The organism is Mycobacterium sp. KBS0706 (assembly GCF_005938675.2).
Classification (GTDB): Bacteria; Pseudomonadota; Alphaproteobacteria; order DSM-16000; family Inquilinaceae; genus Inquilinus.
The window spans coordinates 1-21,477 of the sequence record NZ_VCCH02000053.1 but is presented as its reverse complement, the minus strand read 5'-3'; the positions used below and the strand labels follow the sequence as shown (position 1 = coordinate 21,477).

Genomic DNA, 21,477 nt, shown 5'->3' with positions numbered 1-21,477 from the left:
CGGCGCCGGCCGCTGTTGGACCCATCCCCGTCGCATGCCGAAAAGCTTTGCCGCGCGAGAGGGCTTGTCCTAATCGGAAGACGACACTCTTGGCGCGGTACATCTTGTCCCTTTCTCTCGGCATCGACACCGGCGGCACCTTCACCGATGCGGTCCTGTTCGACCCGGACCGTGGCGTCGTCGCCGCTGCCAAGCGACTGACCACCAAGCACGACCTGGCGCTGGGCATCGGCGCCGCGATCGACGCGGTGCTGGAGCAGCACCCGGCCGAGATCGCCTTCGTCGGCCTGTCCACCACCCTGGCCACCAACGCCGTGGTCGAGGGCCAGGGCAACCCGGCCTGCCTGATCCTGATCGGCTACCCGGAGGCGGCGCTGGACCGCGCCGGGCTGCGCGAGGCGCTCGGCGGCGACCCGGTGGTGGCCGTGGCCGGCGGGCACCGGCCCTCGGGCGAGGAGCAGGCGCCGCTCGACCTCGACGCGGTCCGCGCCGCCGTCCTGCACCACGCCCCTGGCGTCACCGCCTTCGCCGTCGCCGGCTATTTCGCGGTGCGCAACCCGGCGCATGAGCAGGCGGTGCGCGACCTGGTGGACGACCTGACCGGCAAGCCGGTGACCTGCGGCCACGAGCTGACCTCCGGCCTCGACGCGCCACGCCGGGCGCTGACCGCCCTGCTCAACGCCCGGCTGATCCCGCTGACCGCGTCGCTGATCCGGGCGGTGCGCGGCCGGCTGGACGCCCGCGGCATCGCGGCGCCGCTGATGGTGGTGAAGGGCGACGGGTCGCTGATCGCCGACCGCTTCGCCCTGGCCCGGCCGGTCGAAACGGTGCTGTCCGGCCCCGCCGCCAGCGTCGTCGGCGCCCGCTGGCTGACCGGCCGCGAGGATTGCTTCGTCTCGGATATCGGCGGCACCACCACCGACATCGCGGTCCTCAAGGACGGCCGTCCCCTGGTGAACCGCGAGGGCGCCCAGGTCGGCGGCTGGCGCACCATGGTCGAGGCGGTGGAAATCCGCACCTTCGGCCTGGGCGGCGACAGCGAGGTCCGCATCGAGCCGGGACTCGGCCTGGCCGTAGGGCCGCGCCGGTCGGTGCCGCTGAGCCTCTTGGTGCACCAGCATCCGGAGATGCTGGTGGCGCTGCGCCGCCAGGCCGAGCGGGCCGAGGGCCTCAGCCTGGACGGCCGCTTCGCCCTGCGCCTGCGGGCGCTGGACACAGACACGCTGTCGCCGCCGGAGCGGCGGATCTGGCAGGCGCTGGCCGACGGGCCGCAGCCGCTGGAGACCGTCCTGACCAGCCATCTGCTCGACCGGCCGCTGGAGCGGCTGGTGGCGCGCGGGCTGGTGATCCTGTCCGGCTTCACCCCGACCGACGCCGCCCATGTGCTGGGGCTGCACAGCGGCTGGTCGCGCGAGGCGGCGCTGCTGGGCGCGGCGCTATGGGCCCGGCGTCCGGCCGAGCCGGGCTGGACCCCGCCCGCCGATGCCGAGGCCTTCGCCCGGTCGGTGCTGGAGCGGCTGACCGCCGACAGCGCCCTGGCGCTGGTCGAGACGGCGCTGGCCCGCGACGGCGTCGCCGAGCCCGCGCGCGAAGCCCGTGGGCTGCTCCCGCGCCGCGCGGTGGCGGGCGATGCCCCGGCCCCTGCCCTGCTGCGTCCCGCTCTCGCCCTCGGCTTGCCGCTGGTCGGCATCGGCGCCTCGGCCGGGACCTATTATCCGGAGATCGCGCGGCGCCTCGGCACCGAGAGCGTGGTGCCGGAGCATGCCGGCGTCACCAACGCCATCGGCGCGGTGGCCAGCGGCGTGCTGCAGACCGTCGCGATCACCATCACCGCGCCGGAGGAAGGCCGCTTCCGCGTCCACGCCCCCGGCGGCATCCGCACCTTCGGCAGCCTGGCGGAGGCCGCCGCCCACGCCGAGGCCGAGGCCCGCGGCCGGGCCGAGTCCCTGGCCCGCGAGGCCGGCGGCCAGGAGGTGGCGGTGACCGTCACCCGCGCCGACCGCGTGGTGTCGATGGCCGGCGGCCTCGACCTGTTCGTCGAAAGCACCGTCACCGCGGCCGCCGCCGGCCGGCCGCGGATCGGGTGAAGTCGCGGGCCGTCCAGGGGGGCTAGAGGCCCCGAGGGTTACCCTTCACGAGCGTACCGGACATCCGCTGCGTGCCGATCCTTAGGGTGACGGTGTTGCCGTCGACCGTCAGATCGACACAGTCATTCGGCTGCGGCGTCTTGCCCGGATCGACCACGCAGAGCTGTCCCCCGGCCCCGACACTCCAGTGGCCGACCTTCCCATCGGGGCTGGCAGCCTCCACCGTCGATCGCGCCTTACCGTCCGGCGAGAAGTATATGGCGTTCTGCCGGCCGCCATCGGCGATCTCGACCGTATTCCCGATCACCGCCCGGATCGCGGCTTTGCCGGTCAGCGGGGCAGATGCCTGCGCCGTCACCGGCGCGACGAGGATCATCTGCAGGGCGACGGCCGCCCCCACGATCGACCACATGCGCATCCTTCGCATCCCTCTCCAGCCGGCGACCGCGGCCAGCCCGTCACATCAGCCGGCTGGTGATGACAAAGTACATCACGAAGATCACCCCGATCCCCCACACCACCGCGGTGAGGCCGGAGCGGCGGCCGAGGGCGAGGCACAGCAGGATGTAGGCGAAGGTGCCGATCGCCATGCCGTTGATCAGGTTGTTGCTGAGCACCGTGACCAGCAGCATCAGCACCACCGGCACGGCGTTGGCGAGTTCCGACATGTCGACCCGCGCCAGCCCCTGCAGCATGAAGATGCCGACCACCACCAGCGCCGGCGCCGTGGCCTGGGGCGGGATGATGACGAAGACCGGCCAGACGAACAGCGCCAGCACGAAGCCGATCGCGACCACGATCGAGGTCAGCCCGGTGCGGCCACCGGCCTGGACGCCGGCCACGGATTCGATGAAAGCCGTCACCACCGAGGTGCCGAGCAGCGGCCCGACGATGGTCGCGGTCGCGTCGGTCGAGAAGGCGGCGGTGGCGTTCGGGATCGACCCGTCCGGCTTGCGCAGATTGGCCGCACCGGTGACGCCGATCAGCGTCGCCAGGGTGCTGAAGAACTCGCCGCACAGGAAGTAGAACATCAGCGGCAGCGCCACCACGAAATGCGAGACGAGGTAGCTGAAATCGAGCGCCAGGAAGGTGCTTTCAGGCCATTTCGGCAGGGCGAAGACTGTGGCCGGCAGCGTCGTCACCATGGTGCCGTCATCCTTCAGCGGCACGAAGATGCCGATCACGGTGATGGCGGCGATCGACAGGACCAGCGCGCCCGGCACGCGGCGGGCGACCAGCACCGGCGTGACCAGGATGCCGGCTAGGGTCAGCAGCACTGGCGGGCTGGCCAGCGATCCCATCGCTACATAGGTGTTCGGATTGGCGACGATGAAGCCGGCGCCGCGCAGGCCGATGAACACGATCAGCGTGCCGACCGCGGCCTGGATGCCGATCTTCAGCGCGTCCGGCACCTCCTTCGCCACCTTCTCGCGCAACTTCGACAGGCTGAGGGCCAAGAAGATCACGCCGGTGACGGCGACCATGGCCAGCGCCCCCTGCCAGGGGATGCCCATCTGCTTCACCATGACATAGGCGAAGACGATGTTGGACCCCATGGCCGGGGCCACGGCCAGCGGCAGGTTGGCGGTCATCCCCATCATCAGGCTGCCGAAGATCGCGGCCAGGGCCGTCGCGATCACCAGGTCGCCGCGGTCCATCCCGGCGGCGGACATGATCGCCGGGTTGACGGCGACGATATAGGCCATCGCCGCGAAGGTGGTGATGCCGGCGACCACCTCCTGCGGCACCGAGCTGCCGCGCTCGGACAGCTTGAAGCGGCGGTCGAGCCAGCCCCCCGTGCCCCCCTCCGTAGACGATGCCCGCACACTGGAAACGGTCATGAGCCCCCCTCGCCCGGGTCTGCGCCGGGTCGGTCGAACGAAATGGCGGTCCCCCTACCAGACGACGGGGTGGGTCTCCCCGCTCTGCACATTGACGAAGCCCTGCGGCGCCTGCTCGCAGGGCGCCACCAGCACCCAGCGCCACGGTGCGCAGGTCAGGGTGGCGAAGATCAGCCGTTCGGGGAATCCCGGAAACCAGCGCGGGTGGAAGGTCGGCTCGTACATCCAGTCGATGCCCTCGGCCGCGGCGTAGAGCGCCTGCATCTCGGCATCGAGCTCTTCCGGCGGCCGGCAGCTCATCAGCCCGCCGATCTCGTAGCACACCGTGGCCAGCACCCGGCCATCGCGCACCAGGGCCCAGCCGCCCTGCTGGTCGGTGAGCGTGTTGACCGCCAGCGCCATGGCCGCGTCGGAGGAGCCGGTGACCCAGATATTGTGCTTGTCATGCGCCACCGAGCAGGCCAGCGCCGTGTCCGGCGTGCGCGGGCCGCAGCCGAGCCAGAACATCTTTGCCACCCGCCCGTCGCCGGAGAAGCGGTCGACAATGGCGAATTTGGTGATGTTGCGCTCAGGGTCGCGCTGCACCGCGCCGTCGCGCACCGGCAGCTCGGCGGTGATGAAGCCGTCGGCCCAGTGGAACGGCCGCAGCAGCGCCGCCTGCATGGTCTCGCGGCCCAGCGCGGCGGGCAGGGCGAAATCCGCCGCGGTCAGGTCACGCCGGATGTTCACCGTCTGTCGCGCCCAGCCCGGCCAGTCGATCGCCGGCACCGCGCCGGTGTAGCGCTTGCCGTCGGACACCGGCTGCCCGTCGGACCAGACCTCGGCGATCTCGAGGCTGGCGACATCCGACAGCAGCACGACATCGGCATAGCGCCCCGGCGCCAGGCTGCCGACCCAGGGCGTCAGCCGCATGTGCCGCGCCGGGTTCAGGGTGATGCACTGGATCGCGATCTCCGGCGCCAGCCCGTGCTGGATCGCTAGCCGGGCGTTGTGGTCGGTGGCGCCGAGCCTGAAGGTGTCGGAGACGCTGCGGTCGTCGGTGGTGAAGGCGATCTGCGACCATTCGGCCAGGCCCTTTTCGATCAGCCAGGGGATCACCTCCGGCATCGAATAGGGCCGCAGCTCGACGAAGATGCCGTGGGCCAGCTTTTCCCACACCTCCTCTGGCGTCCACGCCTCGTGGTCTGAGGCGAGGCCGGCGGCGGCGAAGGCGCTGATCGCGGCGGTGTCGCGCAGCCCGGCGCCATGGCCCTCGACCACGCCGCGCTGCTCGAAGGTGGCGCGGATCATGCCCCAGAGCCGCGGATAGGACGGGTTCTCCGGGTTCCAGACCGCCGGCCAGTCCATCACCTCGTCCAGCCCGGCGACCATCAGGCTGTCCTGCAGGAAGCCTTTCTGCTCGTCATAGCCGTACCAGCCGCCGCCCCATTCATAGGCGGTCGGCGGCACTGCCGACCCCGGCAGCGGGAAGATCTTCAGCGGCGAGCCGCGGCGCCGGGCCTCGAACCAGAAGGCCAGGTTGTTCGGCCCGTCGACATTGGAGAATTCGTGGCTGGCCTCGCAGGTCCAGGTGTTGCCGCGCGGCAGCACCAGCGCCGCCTCCCATTCCGGCGTCAGATGCGTGCTCTCGATATGCTTGTGCACCTCGCCGAAGCCCGGCACGGCCACCAAATCCGGCTTCTCCACCCGCCGCGCCGCGGTGCCCGGGAAGGTCCCGGCCGGCCCGGTCCAGGCGATGCGCCGGCCCTTGATCGCGATCTCCTGGTCGTCGCGCCAGCTCCGGGTGTGGACGTCCAGCAGCCGGCCCACCCGCAGCAGCGTGTCGGCCGGGCGCTTGCCCAGCGCGGTCAGCACCAGGTCCTGGCGGATCGCCACCTCGTCCTCGGCGCCGATCAGCAGATCGTCGGGCAAGGAGGTCGCCATGGCCGCTCTCCTGAAGGGGTATGTCCGACCTTTACGCCTCCCTAGGAATGCCCGCCAGTCCCTTCCGCAGGCCGCAGGTGAAATTCCCAGGGCACGGTGTTTCCCAAAGGATGGCTGGGACCGACAGCCGGACGTATTCACCCGTCATGGCGAGCCCCAAAAGGGCGCCGAGGGCGACTTCTGAGCCGTCGCGGCCGGGTGGCCGATGCCGATGTCGGCCGCCCGGCCTCACAGGATCTCGAAGATATCGTAGGTCACGCCGCCCGGACGGCGCTCGCCGATGCCGACAGCCACGATCCGGTTGAGCCAGGCATGGGCCGGCGAGGCCGTCTCGAAGAACGGGACAATCCGCAGATAGTACTCCGACCCTTCGACCGCCTCGCCCCGCGCGATCCGGTCGCCGACCTCGGGCGCGGCATGCCGCACGCCGCGATAGGTCATCAGGACCAGCGCCCCGTCCCCGGTCCGGAGGGTCAGCCGGACATCCTGCTGGAACGAGCCGTCGGCGCGAGTGAGCAGCAGGTCCGAGCCGCCATGCGGCAGGACCTCGCCGGCCAGCCTGTCGCCCTCGAACCGCCCGCCGGAGACCGGCACGACCCGGCGCTCGCCGGCCGGCGTCAGGCCCAGTTCGTGAATGGGATGGAGGTTCAGCGAGAGGGTGAACAAGGCGCGCGATTTCAGCTCGATCATGGGGATCTCCGGTCCGGCGAAAGACCGCATTAAGCGCGGGCGAGCCAGCCGGCCCAAAGCGATCGATCTTGCCTGTCATCTTAAGCTGCCCTTAACATGGGCCATGCCGAAACGCCTGCCGGCTCTGGAATCGCTGCGCGTCCTCGAAGCCGGCGTCCGCCATGCGAACTTCACCCGGGCGGCGGCCGAGCTCGGCGTGACCCCGGCCGCCATCAGCCTGCGGATCCGCGATCTCGAGGCGGAGCTCGGGGTGAGGCTGTTCCGCCGCTCGGGCCCGAACGTGACCCCGACCGAAGCCGGCACGGCGCTCGCGGCACGGATGGCCCAGGCCCTGGGCCTGATCCGCTCGGCGGTCGACGATTGTCGTGGTGCGGCCGAGCCCCTGCGCGTGACCGCCGTCCCGACCTTCGCCATGCGCTGGCTGACGCCCCGGCTCGCCGCGTATCACGCCCTGCCCGATGCCGTCCCGATCACGCTCGATGTCTCGGCCGAATTGCGGCCGGCCGACGGCTTCGACATCGCGATCCGGACCGGGAATGGCGACTGGCCCGGCTTCGAGGCGACGGCCCTGATGCCGGTCGAGGCCACGTCGATGCTGAGCCCGGCGCTGGCGGCCGGGGCAAAGCTGTCGTCGCCCGCGGACCTGGCGGCCTTGCCGCTGCTACCCCATGACGGCTGGCGGCGCTGGTTCCGCGAGGCGGGTGTGGAGGTGCCCGGCCTGCGCTTCTACGCCGACGACTACCCGACGCATGAGCTGGACGCCGCGGCCGCCGTCGAGGGCGCCGGCGTGGCGCTGCTCTCGCCACGGTTCTTCGGACCGCTGCTGCGGGACGGCAAGCTCATCCAGCCCTTCCCGCATGCCATCCGCGGCCCGGCCGCCCATTACGCCCTGCTTCAGCCCGGCGAGGCGCGACCCATGGTGCTTCGCTTTCGCGACTGGCTCGTAGACGAGGCGCGTCGGCCGGTCGCCGGTCCTATGCCCGTTGCGTGACCATGAGTTGGTATGCTCCAATCCGATCTCCGACATGGGACCCGGGGGATACTTCTAAACACTTGCCGCCGACATGACTATCGATTCACCGTCAAAAAAAATTGGAATTTATACTTTAATTTTAAACACAATTAATATGCCATAAATGTGAAACATGATAGGGGATTTGATTTTATTTATTGATCGCTGCCGAGTCTCCTTAACAAAAGTTTATCTGATCTTGGCTATAGCCCTGCCGGTCAGTGATCCCCTTGGCTTTGGGACAACCATCCTTCGCCTCAGGCGTTTGCAGGACCCAGGTCGACGGACAGCCAGCAGGAGACCTTATGTCCATCCCCACCTCCCGACGCCTCCTCCTCCAAGGCGGCGGCGCCGCCCTGGCCCTGGGCGCCATCGGCAGCCTGGGTGCGCTGTCGCAGCGCCAGGCCCAGGCCGCCGCCACCGGCGAGAACTGGACCGCCCCGGTCCGCAGCCCCTACGGCCCCCTGGCCCCGGCCGCCGACGAGAGCACCGGCCTGCCGCTGCTGCTGCTGCCGCCCGGCTTCCGCTACAGCTCCTTCTCCTGGACCGGCGACCGCATGGCCGACGGCCAGCCGGCGCCGGGCAAGCATGACGGCATGGCGGTGGTGCACGGCAAGGGCGGCCGCTGGTTCGGTCTCGGCCGCGGTCACGGCCATGGCCACGACCGGGGCGACGAGCTGATCCTGGTCCGCAACCACGAGATCAGCGCCGCCGGCACCATGATCACCGCGCCGGGCACCTACGACACCGGCACGGTCGACACCAGCGGCTCGCGCGCCGGCGGCGGCACCACCACGCTGCGCTTCCGCAACGGCCGCTGGGTCTCGGCCGAAGCCAGCCTGGCCGGCACCCTGCAGAACTGCGCCGGCGGCCGCACGCCCTGGGGCACCTGGCTGAGCTGCGAGGAGGTCAAGACCAACGCCCGGTCCACCGCCGGCCGCCGCCACGGCTACGTGTTCGAGGTCCATCCGGAGGCCGAGCGCACCACCGGCCGCCCGCTGGTGGCGATGGGCCGCTTCAGCCATGAGGCGGTGGCCGTCGACCCGCGCACCGGCATCATCTATCTGACCGAGGACGACCGCAACAAATCGGGGCTGTACCGCTTCATCCCGGACGACCGCTCGGGCCGGCACGGCGCGCTGGACCACGGCGGCCGGCTGCAGGCGGCCCGCGTCCGCCGCCGTCCGAACGCCGACCTGGTGGTCGCCCATGTCGGCGACGAGTACCAGCTGGACTGGATCGACATCGAGCAGCCGGACATGGATTCGGTCACCGCGCCGATCGGCTTCCCCGACATCGGGACCGGTGAGACGCTGAGCGGCCCCTTCGCCCAGAGCTGGGCCGAGGGCGGGCTGCGGATGAGCCGCGGCGAGGGCATCTTCTACGCCGATGGCCGCATGTTCATCGTCGACACCAGCACGGGCAAGGAGCCGAGCGGCCGGCTCGGCCGCGGCTATGGCGCGGTCTGGGTGCTGGACCTGTTCACCCAGCGGCTGCGGGCGCTGTTCGTCAGCGACAGCCAGATCGCGGCGCACAACCCGGACAACGTCACGGTCAGCCCGCGCGGCGGCGTGGTGCTGTGCGAGGACCCGGACGCGGCCCCGGCCGGCAGCCCGGACACCTATGGCCCCGGCACCCGGCTGGTCGCGCTGACCCGCCAGGGCGCGCCGTTCTACCTGTTGAAGAACAATATTGAGCTGACCGCCGGCCAGATCGCCGACGCCGGCAAGACCATCGCCGAGGGCGACTACCGCGCCAGCGAGTTCGCCGGCGCGTGCTGGAGCCCGGAGGGCCGCACCCTGTTCGTCAACATCCAGACCCCGGGCATCACCTTCGCCATCACCGGCCCCTGGGAGCGCGGGCCGCTCTGAGGCGGCGTCACACCGCCTCCTCCTCCCCCAGCGCCGAGATCGTGCGTTCGGTCTCGGTGCTGCGGGCGCGGGCGACCTCGGTGATGGTGCGGCGCAAATCGGGATGGGCGCTGGCCAGAGCCTGCAGGTCGCGGGCGGTCAGCGCCAGGAGCTTGCAGAAGGCGATGGCGGTGACGGTGGCGTTGCGGCGGCCGCTGATCAACAGCGCCATCTCGCCGAAGAAGTCGCCGCGGCCGAGCCGGAACTTGCGCCCGCCGCGGCCGACCTCGACCGCGCCGGAGGAGATGAAATACATGGTGTCGCCGCGGTCGCCGGCCTGGACGATGGCCTCGCCCGGCACCGCGAAGATCGGCTTCAGCAGCTTGCAGATCTGGCCGATCCGTTCCTCCGACAGGCCCTGGAAGAACGGCAGGCGCCGCACCAGCTCCTCGGTGCTGAGGCCGAGGTCCAACTGCGGCCGCTTCTGCAGCGTCTCGTACAGCCGGCCGACGTCGCGCTGCAGGTCCTCGTAGATCTCGCCGCTGATGAACTGCTGGTTGCGCAGCTCGTCATATTCCGCCGCTTCCAGCCGCAGCGCCGCCCAGCGCAGGAAGCGCTCGGACATCCGGCGCTCATAGTCCGGATATTGCAGCCGCCACGCTTCGATCGCGGCGACGACGGCGTCGAGCCGGGTGGTCAGCACGGCGTCGAGCGACTGCCATACCTCGGCACCGAGCAGCCGGCGCATCTCGGCCTCGGCATGGCGCTTCAGCATCTCGATCATCATCCGCGCCACCTTCAGCATCTCGAGGCGGTCGGCGATGCGGCTGGATAGCGACCGGTCCCAACCGGTGTAGCGCTGCAGCTGGATGGCGAGGCGGAAGCTCGTGCCGAAGCCGATGTTGCGGGTGGCAGCAGCGAGATAGCCGGCGCGGCCGTCGGTCATCGCCGCGTCGTGCAGCCGCCCGACCTGGGTCAGCAGGTCGGCGGCAGTGCGACGCGACATCAGCTTCTGATCGAAATGCTCGACCACCAGGTCGCGTTCGCGGTTGGCCAGGGCCATCAGCCCCATCCGCTCGCGCTCCTTCGGATCGAGCATGAAGGGCCGGCTGGCCAGGCCGCTGAGCCGGCTGCGATAGGCCTCGGCGGCCTCCTTCGCCACCTCCGGCGCCAGATGCTGCTCTGCGCCGATCTCCTCGATCCGCTCGGCGATGCCCTCGCGCGCCTGGTGCAGGGCGCGGTCGCGCAGCGCCAGCTCGGTCGGGCTCAGCGCGTTCAGGCCCAGCGCCCGCATCACCAGCCGCAGCGTGGTGGCGTTGATCAGCAGCGTCCACAGCACGAAGCCGGTGGCCAGCACCACCACGAAATGCGTCGCCTCGGGCCCGAGCAGCGGGTTCTCGCTGACCGCCAGCGCCAGCGCCAGGGTGACGGCGCCGCGCAGCCCACCCCACAGGATGACGAGGCGATAGGGCGTGCTGACCGGCTGCGCCACCTTGAGCCAAGTCAGCAGCGGCAGCATCGCCCACAGCACGATGGCGCGGGCGGCGAAGGCAGCGGCGACCAGCACCAGCAGCAGGTAGCCGTCCTCGACCGTGGCGTCGCGCAGGAACTCCGGCACCAGCATGGCGGCGAAGATGAAGATCAGGGTCGAGGCGCAGAAGCCGAGCAGCGCCCACACCTTCTCCAGCCCCTCCCAGCCCTCGGCCGAGATCCGCACCCGGCCGGTGGACCCGACCACCAGCGCCACCGTCACCACCGCGACCACGCCGGAGACGTGCAGGTAGCGCTCGGCCACGACATAGGCGATGTAGGGCAGCGCCAGGGTGAAGGCGACCTCGGCCACCGGGTAGCGGTTCAGCGGCCGCATCACCATGAAGGCCAGGCGCCCGGCGATGAAGCCGAACAGCCCGCCGCCGATGAAGAAGCGCAGGAACAACAGCGGCGCGCCGCCCGCATCGGCGTCGCCATGGCCGGCGCCGGCGCCGGCGGTCAGCAGGCCGATCAGGACGATGTAGAGGGTGATGGCCGCGGCGTCGTTGAGCAGGCTCTCGCCCTCGACCAGGATGGTCAGGCGCCGTGGCGCGCCGGCGTCGCGGAAGATGCCGATCACCGCCGCCGGGTCGGTGGTGGCGACGATGGCGCCCAGCAGCAGGCACAGCACCAGCCCCTGGCTCGAGGTGCCCCACAGCGCCACCCCGACCACCAGGCTGCACACCAGCACGGCGACCACGGCGAGGGTCAGGATCGTCGCCCCGTCATCCATCATCCGCCGCACATCCATGTGCAGCCCGGCCTCGAACAGCAGGATCGGCAGGAAGATGTGCAGGATCGCCTCGGACCGGATCTCGCCGCCGGTCAGCGCATGGGCGAATTCGGACAGCGGCCCGCCGCCGCCGATCACGCCGGTGACGCTGCCGATGCTGCCGATGGCGATGCCGAGCGCGGCGATCAGCACCGAATGCGGCAGCGCCAGGCGCGTGGCCAGCGGCTGCAGCAGCGCCACCAGCACGATCAGGATGGATATGGCGAGCACCGCCAGGGCGATATCGGGCATGGCTTCCCATCGGCAGAACCGGGCGTCCCCTCGCCCGGCACGGCGATACTACACGACCCGCGCCCGGTGTCGCCGGTGATGGTGGTCACTGGAGGACGAGATCAGCCTGGACGTATCGCCTCTTGCAACCCTGCAGCCATGTCGGCCGGACGCAGCCAGCGGACTCGGCTGGCAGCGTCCGGCCGGGGCTTCGTCGAGGGTCAGAGCACGAAATCCGCTGCGACGAGCGCCAGGGCGCCGGTGAGCTGGATGTGGAAGTCAGAGACGCCGTCACCGTTGACGTCGCCGGCGACGGTGGTGACGCCGGGGGCGGTGACGGCGGCGCGCAGCTGCCCGGCCACACCGGTGTAGAGGCCGGCGCCGATATAGGTGAAGGCCTGGTCGCCGGGCGCGCCGGAGTTCGCGTCGATCAGCGACAGGTCGATCCTGTCGCCCTGGGCGTGGCTGAAATCGGTGATCCGGTCGGCATTGGCGCCCACCACGCTCTCGGCGATCGACGCATAGACGAAGCGGTCGGCCCCCGCACCACCACCCAGCAGGTCCTTGCCGCCGCCGCCGCTGATCACGTCGTTGCTTTCGAAGCCGTTCAGCGCATTGGCGCCGCTGCTGCCGATCAGCGTATCGCCGCCCTGGCTGCCGTTGACGTTCTCGATTGCGACATAGGTGTCGCCGGCTGCGTTGCCGCCGCTGCCGGTGCCGGTGGTGAGATTCACCGTGACGCCGGTGGCCTCGCCCCAATAGCTGGCGAGGTCGGTGCCGACGCCGCCGTCCAGCTTGTCCGCGCCGCCGCGGCCGCGGAGCACGTCGTCGCCGTTCCAGCCCTGGAGCGTGTTGGCGCCGGCATCGCCGGAAAGGATGTCGCTGCCCTGGCTGCCGCTGAGGTTCTCGATCGCGACCAGGGTGTCGCCCTGGGCCTCGCCGCCGCTGCCGGTCCCGGCGGCGAGGTCGACGACGACGGCCTCCGGACGGAGGTAGTAGCTGGCGGTGTCGATGCCGGCGCTGCCGTCGAGCTGGTCGGCACCGTTCTCGCCATAGAGCACATCGTTGCCGTCGCCGCCGTTGAGGATGTCGTCATCATCGTGGCCCCGCAGGATGTCGACGCCGCCGAGACCGTTGAGGATGTCGTCCCCGCCCCGGCCGTCGAGCAGGTTGTTCCCGGCCGAGCCGGTCAGGATATCGTTGACGAGGAAGGCACCGTAGACATTCTCGATGCCGGTCAGCACGTCGCCCGTGGCATCGCCGCCGCTGGCGCTGCCGGTGCTGAGATTGATGGTCACGGCGGCGGAGCCGGCATAGTCGACCAGGTCGACCCCGGCGCCGCCGTCGATCTGGTCCGCGCCGCTGCCGCCCGTGAGGTGATCGTCGCCGGCCCCACCGATCAGCGTATCGTTGCCGTTCAGCCCGTCGAGGTCGTCATTGCCGTCGCCGCCGTTGAGGACGTTGGCAGCGACATTGTTGCCGATGAGCGTGTCCCCGCCCAGGCCACCGATGATGTTCTCCACGTCGATGACGCTGTCGCCGCTGGAGTCGTTGGCGCCGCCGGAGCCGACGCCGTTCAAGAGGTTGAGGGTCACCCCGGCGATGGCGCCGGCGTAGCTGACGGTGTCGATGCCGCTGCCGCCTTCGAGCCGGTCCGCGCCGGCGCCGCCCGTGAGCACGTCATCGCCGTTGCCGCCGACGAGCTTATCGTCGCCGATGCCGCCATCGATCAGGTCGATGCCGCCGCCGCCATGGATGATGTCGTTGCCGCCGAGACCGTTCAGGGTGTCGTTGAAGGCCGTCGCCAGGGGTATATCGTTGTAGCCGGGCGGGAGGACCACCCCGTCGCCGAGCAGATGGATCAGGTCGTTTCCCGCGGTTCCGTTGACGACGGCCATGTCTATCGATCTCCTGACTGAACAGGCGCGGCAACCCGCGCCGGCCGGTGATTCTGCATAAGATCAGATGTGGCGCATCTCCCAGATGGGGGGTGGCGCGGACGACTTTCCTTATGTCCGGCGCCGATGCCCTGGCCGGAATCCCCTACCCCTGCACCGCCTTCACCTCGAAATGCCCCGGCGGATTGGCGATGGCGTCCTGGGCGGCGACCAGTTGGATCTCGCGCTTGCCCGAGAGATGCGTCGCCTCCATCACCGCATAGACGGTGCCGGCGGTGCGGCCCAGGGCCGTGGCCGGGTCGCCGCTCCTGAGGTAATGCGCCAGGAACAGCGCCGCGGTGATGTCGCCCGAGCCGTTGACCGCGATCGGCAGCCGCGGCGTCGCCACGATCCAGGCCCCGTCCGGCGCCACCGCCAGCATCTCGATCACCCCGTCCGGCGCGTCGCGGCGGATCAGGCTGGTGACCAGCACGATCTTCGGCCCGGTCGCCTGCACGGTCCGCGCGGCCTTGAGCGCGTCGTCCAGCGTGGCGATGGCGCGGTCGTCGCCGACCCCGGCGCCGAGCCCGGCCAGGTATTCCAGTTCGAACTGGTTCGGGGTGATGATGTCGGCCTGCGGCACCGCCTTGTCGCGCATGAACTCCGGCAGGCCGGGGCGGACGAAGAAGCCGCGGTCGACATCGCCCAGCACCGGGTCGCAGCAATAGATCGCCTTCGGGTTGGCCGCCTTCACCTTCGCCACGGCGTCGAGCACGACATGGCCGAGCGACACGTCGCCCATATAGCCGGACAGCACGGCGTCGCAGCCCGGCAGCACGCCGCGCTCCTCGACCCCGCGCAGCACCTCGGCGATCTGGTCGGCCGGCAGCACCGGGCCGCGGAAGCTGCCGTAGCCGGTGTGGTTCGAGAAATGCACGGTCAGGACGGGCCAGACATCGATGCCGAGGCGCTGCAGCGGGAACACCGCGGCGCTGTTGCCGACATGGCCATAGGCGACGGAGGACTGGATCGACAGGATGGCGGTCACGAGGCGGCTTTCTGGGTTTGGGCGGCTAGGAATAGGCGAGTCGCGGACGAGAGACGATACCCGTTGCCTCCCCCGCTCGAACGATTGCCTCTCCCGCTTGCGGGAGGGGTCGGAGACGCGTAGCGGCTCCGGGTGAGGGGGTGGTGTCGAGGCCTCGGCCCGCCCTCACCCGGTCGTCCTGCGGACGCCCGACCTCTCCCGCCAGGCGGGAGAGGCAATCCGAGAGAACTCCGAACACTGGCCTCATCAGGCGGCCGCCAGGCTGAGATCCGGATCGCTCCGCAGCAGATCCACCAGCGTGCGCAGCCCCCGCTCCAGCTCCTCGGCGTCGGCGGCGGCGGTCAAAGTGATGCGCATGGCGTGCGGCGTCTCGGCCCGGCCGGGCACGAACAGCTCGGTCGAGGTCATGGCCAGGCCGCGCTGCCGCGCCGCCGCCACCACCTCCTGCGCCCGCCACGGCTCCGGCAGTTCGAGCCAGATGTGGAAGCAGCCGGGCTGGCTGTGCCAGGTCAGCCCCTCCAGCGCCCGCGCCGCCACGGCGTGGCGCGCCTTGGTCTCGCGCCGGATGCGGTCGGCCAGCACGTCGCAGGTGCCGTCCTCGATCCAGTCGGCGACGATCTGCCCCATCACCGGCGGCGCCATCCAGTTGGTGGCGCGGGCGGCGGAGCTGAAGCGCCCCAGCCGGTCGGACGGCATGGCGGCGAAGCCGATGCGCAGCGACGGCGCCATCGCCTTCGACGCCGCGGTGATGTAGATGCTGCGCTCCGGCGCGAAGCTGGACAGGGCCGGCGGCGGGTCCTCGGCGACCGTGCCGTAGATGTCGTCCTCGACGATGGTGATGCCGAGATCGCGGCACAGCTCGGCGATGGCGCGCCGGCGCTCGACCGACATGGTCTTTGTGGTCGGGTTGTGCAGCGTCGGGGTGGTGTAGAGCAGCCGCGCGCCCGAGGCGCGGGCCGCGGCCTCCAGCGCCTCCGGGATCATCCCCTCCCCGTCCATGGCGACGGCCTTGAGCGACAGGCGCAGCAGGCTGGACAAGGCGCGGACGCCGGACCAGGTCAGCTCCTCGACCAGGATCGGGTCGCCGGGGTCGCAGAACGCCATCAGCGCGGCGGTGATGGCGTGCTCGGCGCCGCTGGTGACCAGGACGCGCTCGGGCCCGACCTCGATGCCGCGGCGGCGGATCCACTGCGCCCCGGCGGCGCGGTGCTCCCACCGCCCGGTATGGGCCTGGTAGTTGATCAGCTCGCCGAGCGAATTGGACCCGGCGATGCGGCGCATGGCCTCGGCATATTCCGGGGCGACGACATGGGTGGGCGGCCGGTTGACGCCGAGCTCGATGGTCTGCGGCCCGCCGACGGCCGGCATGTCGAGCGTGGCCTGGGACCGGGCGCCGGCCTTGACGAAGCTGCCGCGCCCGACCTCGCCGGCGACGAGGCCGCGGCGCTCGGCCTCGGCATAGGCGCGGCTGACGGTGCCGACGGTGACGCCGAGCCGCCAGGCGAGGTCGCGATGGGTGGGCAGCCGCTCGCCGACCTTGAGCCGCCCGGCATAGACGTCCTCGGCAATGGCGTCGGCGATGCGGAGATATTTCGGCCCCGCGCGGTCGACCAGCGACGGCATCCACATGGCGGCCTCCTCCTTGGTGCGCTCGATTGAGCCCCGATTGTCTCGATCCGCATCAGAGCATGATCGGGACAATCGGGACAAGGAGGCGGCGAATGCACCAGCGGCAGGGCTGGATTGTCAGGATGGAGCGGAGCGGTCGGGCTCCCGGGCGGGGTCATTCGCCGGCGGCACGACATCGCTGCGTTCGAGCGACTCGACCGCCTCGCCGACCACCGCCGCGCCGGTCAACCCTTCGCGCTCCGCCGCGCTCTGGGCCGCCCTGACGGCGTGCTCGGCCACCTTGTCGGCCTTGTCCAGCTGGCGCAGGGCGAAGTCCTCGGCCTCGTCCTTCAGCTTGTCCTTGCTGCTGCCGAGCGTGCGGTTCTCGAATTCGGTCGCCGGCAGCAGCGCGCCGAGCGCGGCGCCGACGGCGATGCCCAGCCCGGCCACGACCAGCGGCTGCTCGTGCCACAGCCGGCTGAAGCCGCCGGCCATCGACGCCGCGCGGTCTCCGGCCGCGGCGCCCGCATGGCCGATGGCGGCACCGCCGCGTCTGGCCCGGCCGGCGACGCTGTCATAGGCCGAGGACAGGCTGTCGCCCACCGCGGACGCCGTTTCCCCGACCCGGCGGCCGAGATCGCCGGCCGTGTCGCCGAGCTGCGATGCCATCGCCCCGATCCCGCTCGGGCGCCCGCTCTCCGGGTCGTCGTCCGGGCGCGGCGGCCCGGCCGCGTAAGGCTGCCGGTCCGGGTGACTGTCCGGGTGCGCCCGGCCGTTGCCGCCGCCGCCCATCATCAGCCAGGCCAGCCCGGTGCCGACCAGGGCCAGGGGCAGCGGGTTGTCCACCGCCCGGTGCTTCAGGTTGTCGACGAAGGCGGCGCCAGACGAATCCCGCGTATAGCCCAGCACCTCGTCGAGCACATGGCCGGGGGTCATCCGCGCGCGCAGCTCCGCCAGGGACTCGCGCAGCGCGGCGCGGCACTGCTCGCTTTCGCGCTCAAGCTGCTCGGTGGTGGTCATGCCTCGCCTCCTGCGTCGCCGCAGCGGCGTCGCGCTGCAGCTGGTGGATGGTGCGGTCGGGAACCAGGCTCGCAGCCTTCACCCGGTTCATCCCGATCATCAGCAGCACGATGCCGATGATCAGCGCGACGCCGCCGACGATGACCGCCGCCAGCGCCGGCGACATGCCGGAGGCCATCAGCGCGGCCACGGCGGCTTCCAGCAGCACCACCAGGGCCGGGATGGCGAGGATGCCGCCGAAGGCCATCATGCCGATGCCGGCGCCGGCGCGGCCGATGTTCTCGGCCACCTCCGCCCGCGCCAGGCGGCTTTCGGCGCGCACCAGGTTGGTCAGGTTCTGCGCCGCGTCGCCGATGATGTCGAAGATCGGCCGATTGAGTCCTGTGATTGCCATGGCGTCTCTCCTCACGGCCTGGCCGAGCTTTTCAGGAAGCGCGACAGCGCCAGCCCGGCGACGACGGCGACGCCGAACAGCGCCGCCGGCCGTTCGCGGGCGAAGCGCCCGGCGCTTTCGAACAGCTCGTCGACATTGCGCTCGCGCAGGGCGGCGGCGGTGCTCGACACGCGTTCGGCGCCGCTGCGGATCAGATCGGCGACCGCGGGGCTCTGCTGTTCGAGGTCGTCGGCGGCGGAGCGGATCGCCCGGCCGGTCGCATCCATCACCTCGGCGCCAGCCTGCTTCTGCCGCCCGGCGACGTCGTGGACGGCCTGGCGGATGGTGTCGCCGGCCTTGTGCCGGTCGCCGGCCGCCGCCGTGTCGCTGGATGTGGGGGTCGGGGGGGCCGGCGGCCCACCCCACTCGTCTGCGTTCGGGGAAATGCCGGTGTCGTGACCCTGCGGGTCCATCGCTGCCTCACCTGTGGCGCCCTGTTGCAAGCGTCGCGAGGCGCCGGTCGGCCGACGCTGCTTGGGGGAATCCTGCGGGGACAACGGCGGCATTTGCCGTCCGGTTCCGGCTCCGAAACGATGCGGCCGGACGCGCTCACGGTTGGACGGCCAAGACGACTCCCTCCAACACCCTCGCGACGACGAGACATCCCGGGCCAGGAGACATGTTGCATTTTATCATTTGATATTTTTTGTGGAATTTCAATGCAGTACGGAACGCCGCCTAGGCCGTGCCAGTTGCATTGGTGGGTCTGCGACCGGGCCTCTGACCCTGGCCCGTCACCCTCGGGTCCGACGATGAAGATCGCTCAGATCGCCCCCCTCTACGAAGCCGTGCCGCCCAGGCTCTACGGCGGCACCGAACGGATCGTCGCCCATCTGTGCGACGCGCTGGTCGATCTCGGGCATGACGTGACGCTGTTCTCCAGCGCCGACGCCGACACGCGGGCGACGCTGGTGCCGGTGCGCGACCAGGCGATCCGGCTCGACCCCTGCCCGCTCAAATCCGGCTACGCCGCGCACCTCTCGATGCTGCACGAGCTGCGCCGGCGGGCGGATGAGTTCGACATCCTCCATTTCCATGTCGATCTGATCCATTTCCCGCTGTTCGAGGCGATCGCCCCCCGCACCGTGACCACGCTGCACGGCAGGCTGGACCTGAAGGACCTGGCGGAGGCCTATCGCCGCTGGCCGCACTACCCGCTGATCTCGATCTCGGACTCCCAGCGCCTGCCGCTGGCCGACGCCAACTGGGCGGCGACCGTCCATCACGGACTGGCGGAGGAATTGTTCCACCCGGCGCCCGCGCCGCGGGGCGACTATCTCGCCTTTCTCGGCCGGATCGCGCCGGAGAAGCGGCCGGACCGGGCGATCGAGATCGCCCGCCGCTCCGGCCGGCGCCTGCGCATCGCCGCCAAGGTCGACGAGGCCGACCGGGTCTATTTCAGGGAGGAGATCGAGCCGCTCTTGTCCGACCCGCTGGTCGAGTTCATCGGCGAGATCGGCGACGCCGACAAGTCGGAGTTCCTCGGCAACGCCGCCGGCCTGCTGTTCCCGATCGACTGGCCCGAGCCCTTCGGCCTGGTGATGATCGAGGCCATGGGTTGCGGCACGCCGGTGATCGCCTGGGCCTGCGGCTCGGTGCCGGAGGTGATCGACCATGGCGTGAGCGGCTTCATCGTCCGGTCGATGGACGAGGCGGTGGCGGCGGTCGGACAGCTGCCGGAGCTGGACCGCGGCAAGATCCGCCGCAGCTTCGAGCGGCGCTTCTCGAGCCGCGTCATGGCCCAGGAGTATATTCGGACATACGAGAAGCTGGCGGCTGCCAGCGGATGGCCCGCCCGCGCCTTGGCCGCGGAATAATGCCGATGGTCGAAAATATTGATTCGTCATCCCGTGCGCGCTGCGGCGCGAAGAGCCGCTGCGCAGACACGGGATCTCCGCACGATCCCGAAGAGATCCCGTGGTTGTAGCGCATCATTGCACGCAGCACTGTGCACGGGATGACGGGCTATTGTTTGTAATGCCTGATATAAATCGTGCACTGAAATCTCGGGCTGAACGTGCATCCCGCACTTCATCCGCCAATCTCGTTGTTCGGTGCCGCAACGGGGTGATGACATGGGTGGGCGGACGGTTGACGCCGAGTTCGATGGTCTGCGTCCCGCCGACGGTCTCGGCGCCCGGTCCCGGCAGTGGCGCGGCCGACGGCAACGCCGAACCGAGATTTCACATCCGCGAGGTCGATAGATGAGCACATCTGCCCGAAAACCTCATCCTCTCGGGCAGCCTCTGCCGAGCGCTGGATATCCGGTTCGTCCCCATTGCCGCCATCCGGGGCCCTTCCAGGACGCTCCGAACCGGACATTGCCCGTCGCCGCGGTGGCTCCCGCTACCGGACGCCAGACCGGTGGTCGCTCGGTCCCCCAAGTGGACGGTTAGAGGCCCGATCGGTTGCTCCGAAGCGGAAATCTCCAGCGACCATCCAGGCCCGATAGCGGACCCGGCCCAGAGACGGGTCCATCAGCGATTTCCTCGGGTTGCACGATGTTCGAGCATCGAGGGAGCCAAGGCTCTGGCGGCTTTCGGCGCGACCCCATTGGCCGCGCCGACGGCAAAGGGCGGAAAGCAGACCTGGCTATTTGAGTTTTCCGATTCCAAGCTGGCATACTTGCGAATCTCAGAGCCGAGCACGTATCGAGTATATGCTGGAGGCATTTGATGATCGGTTTCCGGTTGAAAAGAGCTTTCTCTCTTATCATCGTAAGCACACTTGCGGCCTGCGGATATCCCAATATACCTGACTCGGATGTCTTGAATATAACTGATACCTACGTTAAAAAAAGGGATCCGCAGCTAATACACGACTTCCCGATCCGAAGCATCGATCAAAACGATGATTACTGGATTGTATATTATCTTCCGGACAAGAATTACTTTGCAAAACATCCTGATAAATCTATGTTGGAGCCAATGGTTGGCGGCGATGGTTTTGTTGTCAACGTTAACAAGAAGAGCAAAATGCCGGAAAATCTATTGTTTCAACAATAGCCTCTGCTCCTGCACTTGCTCCGGGCCAGGAACCGCCTCTTCCATGTCTGGCCGGACCAAGGCCGACGGTGGCCGACTTCCGCAAGGGGTCGAATCCCGCCATGTCCGCTCCGAAGCGCCGAGTCGAATGGCCGGTTTCCGGCACCCCGTAGCCGACCCGGCCGACCGGAACGGGCGGTTAGCGGACCTTCAGCTTCGGGCCCCTATAGCGCCAACGATCTTCTCTGCCACAGTGCGCAAGAAGACGGTTGGCCAAATGTCCAAGCCTGAGCAACTTGCGTGAGGCTCTGATCCTTCGAGCAATCTGAAAGGCTCGGCCACCCGAGAGATCCGCGGGAATCTCGATTTCATAAGCCGCGGCTCCGAAGCGGAGCGAACGCCGGGATATCCGGGTGAGTCTCAGGCCGGAGTGCTCGCAAAACCTCTTGGGGAGCCACAGCCGGTCCCGTCTTCCCTGGAGAACTACAGTAGGGGGCTTGGTCAGCATAATCGGAGGATAAGTCATTTTCTGATGACCGCAACTGTCGGGCGACACGTAAAACTGGACCCC

Annotated in this window: 16 protein-coding genes; 5 read left to right on the top strand and 11 right to left on the bottom strand. The window is 69.8% G+C overall.

The annotated features are described in order from the left end of the window. Window positions 1–89: 89 nt before the first annotated feature. Window positions 90–2,087, top strand: coding sequence for a hydantoinase/oxoprolinase N-terminal domain-containing protein (locus FFK22_RS25405; RefSeq protein WP_221938845.1), 1,998 nt, complete (start codon window positions 90–92; stop codon window positions 2,085–2,087). Window positions 2,088–2,109: 22 nt separating this feature from the next. Here FFK22_RS25405 and FFK22_RS25400 read toward each other — a convergent pair whose 3' ends face one another. From FFK22_RS25400 to FFK22_RS25385, 4 genes are all read right to left on the bottom strand, one after another. Continuing rightward, window positions 2,110–2,499 carry a hypothetical protein gene (locus FFK22_RS25400; protein WP_138890632.1) on the bottom strand — a complete coding sequence of 130 codons (390 nt, stop codon included), beginning with the start codon at window positions 2,497–2,499 and terminating at the stop codon, window positions 2,110–2,112. A 46-nt stretch (window positions 2,500–2,545) separates the two neighbouring features. Next, the gene (locus FFK22_RS25395) at window positions 2,546–3,928 is read right to left on the bottom strand and encodes an NCS2 family permease (RefSeq protein WP_138890631.1); all 1,383 of its coding nucleotides are present in this window, start codon (window positions 3,926–3,928) and stop codon (window positions 2,546–2,548) included. Window positions 3,929–3,982: 54 nt separating this feature from the next. Beyond that, window positions 3,983–5,851, bottom strand: coding sequence for an adenine deaminase (locus tag FFK22_RS25390; protein WP_138890630.1), 1,869 nt, complete (start codon window positions 5,849–5,851; stop codon window positions 3,983–3,985). Between the two features lie 228 nt (window positions 5,852–6,079). Continuing rightward, window positions 6,080–6,541 carry a DUF3237 domain-containing protein gene (locus FFK22_RS25385; RefSeq protein WP_221938844.1) on the bottom strand — a complete coding sequence of 154 codons (462 nt, stop codon included), beginning with the start codon at window positions 6,539–6,541 and terminating at the stop codon, window positions 6,080–6,082. Between FFK22_RS25385 and FFK22_RS25380 the strand changes: the two genes are divergently transcribed. Both FFK22_RS25380 and FFK22_RS25375 read left to right on the top strand, forming a co-directional pair. Next, complete coding sequence (locus tag FFK22_RS25380) at window positions 6,510–7,532, top strand: LysR substrate-binding domain-containing protein (protein WP_221938843.1); 1,023 nt, start codon at window positions 6,510–6,512, stop codon at window positions 7,530–7,532. The genes FFK22_RS25385 and FFK22_RS25380 overlap by 32 nt on opposite strands. A 326-nt stretch (window positions 7,533–7,858) precedes the next feature. Continuing rightward, window positions 7,859–9,424: an alkaline phosphatase PhoX gene (locus tag FFK22_RS25375; protein ID WP_138890629.1), complete on the top strand. Its 1,566-nt coding sequence runs from the start codon at window positions 7,859–7,861 to the stop codon at window positions 9,422–9,424. Between the two features lie 7 nt (window positions 9,425–9,431). Here FFK22_RS25375 and FFK22_RS25370 read toward each other — a convergent pair whose 3' ends face one another. The 7 genes from FFK22_RS25370 to FFK22_RS25340 all read right to left on the bottom strand — a co-directional run bounded on the left by FFK22_RS25370 (window position 9,432) and on the right by FFK22_RS25340 (window position 18,335). Beyond that, window positions 9,432–11,957 carry a cation:proton antiporter gene (locus FFK22_RS25370; protein ID WP_138890628.1) on the bottom strand — a complete coding sequence of 842 codons (2,526 nt, stop codon included), beginning with the start codon at window positions 11,955–11,957 and terminating at the stop codon, window positions 9,432–9,434. A gap of 200 nt (window positions 11,958–12,157) precedes the next feature. Continuing rightward, complete coding sequence (locus tag FFK22_RS43970) at window positions 12,158–13,834, bottom strand: calcium-binding protein (RefSeq protein WP_138890627.1); 1,677 nt, start codon at window positions 13,832–13,834, stop codon at window positions 12,158–12,160. 145 nt (window positions 13,835–13,979) lie between these two features. After that, window positions 13,980–14,861: a pyridoxal kinase PdxY gene (gene pdxY / locus FFK22_RS25360; RefSeq protein ID WP_186002638.1), complete on the bottom strand. Its 882-nt coding sequence runs from the start codon at window positions 14,859–14,861 to the stop codon at window positions 13,980–13,982. 246 nt (window positions 14,862–15,107) lie between these two features. Beyond that, window positions 15,108–16,490, bottom strand: coding sequence for a PLP-dependent aminotransferase family protein (locus FFK22_RS25355; RefSeq protein WP_138890626.1), 1,383 nt, complete (start codon window positions 16,488–16,490; stop codon window positions 15,108–15,110). A gap of 117 nt (window positions 16,491–16,607) precedes the next feature. Continuing rightward, window positions 16,608–17,489, bottom strand: a complete 882-nt coding sequence (locus tag FFK22_RS25350) for a DUF3618 domain-containing protein (RefSeq protein WP_138890625.1) — start codon at window positions 17,487–17,489, stop codon at window positions 16,608–16,610. Further along, a complete protein-coding gene (locus FFK22_RS25345; RefSeq protein ID WP_138890624.1) occupies window positions 17,467–17,883 on the bottom strand; it encodes a phage holin family protein in 417 nt (138 codons plus the stop codon). Before FFK22_RS25345 ends, FFK22_RS25350 begins: the two co-directional genes overlap by 23 nt. A gap of 11 nt (window positions 17,884–17,894) precedes the next feature. Beyond that, window positions 17,895–18,335, bottom strand: a complete 441-nt coding sequence (locus tag FFK22_RS25340; protein ID WP_138890623.1) for a hypothetical protein — start codon at window positions 18,333–18,335, stop codon at window positions 17,895–17,897. 339 nt (window positions 18,336–18,674) lie between these two features. Here FFK22_RS25340 and FFK22_RS25335 point away from each other — a divergent pair, with 339 nt between their 5' ends. Then, entirely contained in the window at window positions 18,675–19,739 is a 1,065-nt protein-coding gene (locus FFK22_RS25335; RefSeq protein ID WP_138890622.1) for a glycosyltransferase family 4 protein, read from the top strand. An 858-nt stretch (window positions 19,740–20,597) separates the two neighbouring features. Next, window positions 20,598–20,927 carry a hypothetical protein gene (locus FFK22_RS25330; RefSeq protein WP_138890621.1) on the top strand — a complete coding sequence of 110 codons (330 nt, stop codon included), beginning with the start codon at window positions 20,598–20,600 and terminating at the stop codon, window positions 20,925–20,927. Window positions 20,928–21,477 lie beyond the last annotated feature (550 nt).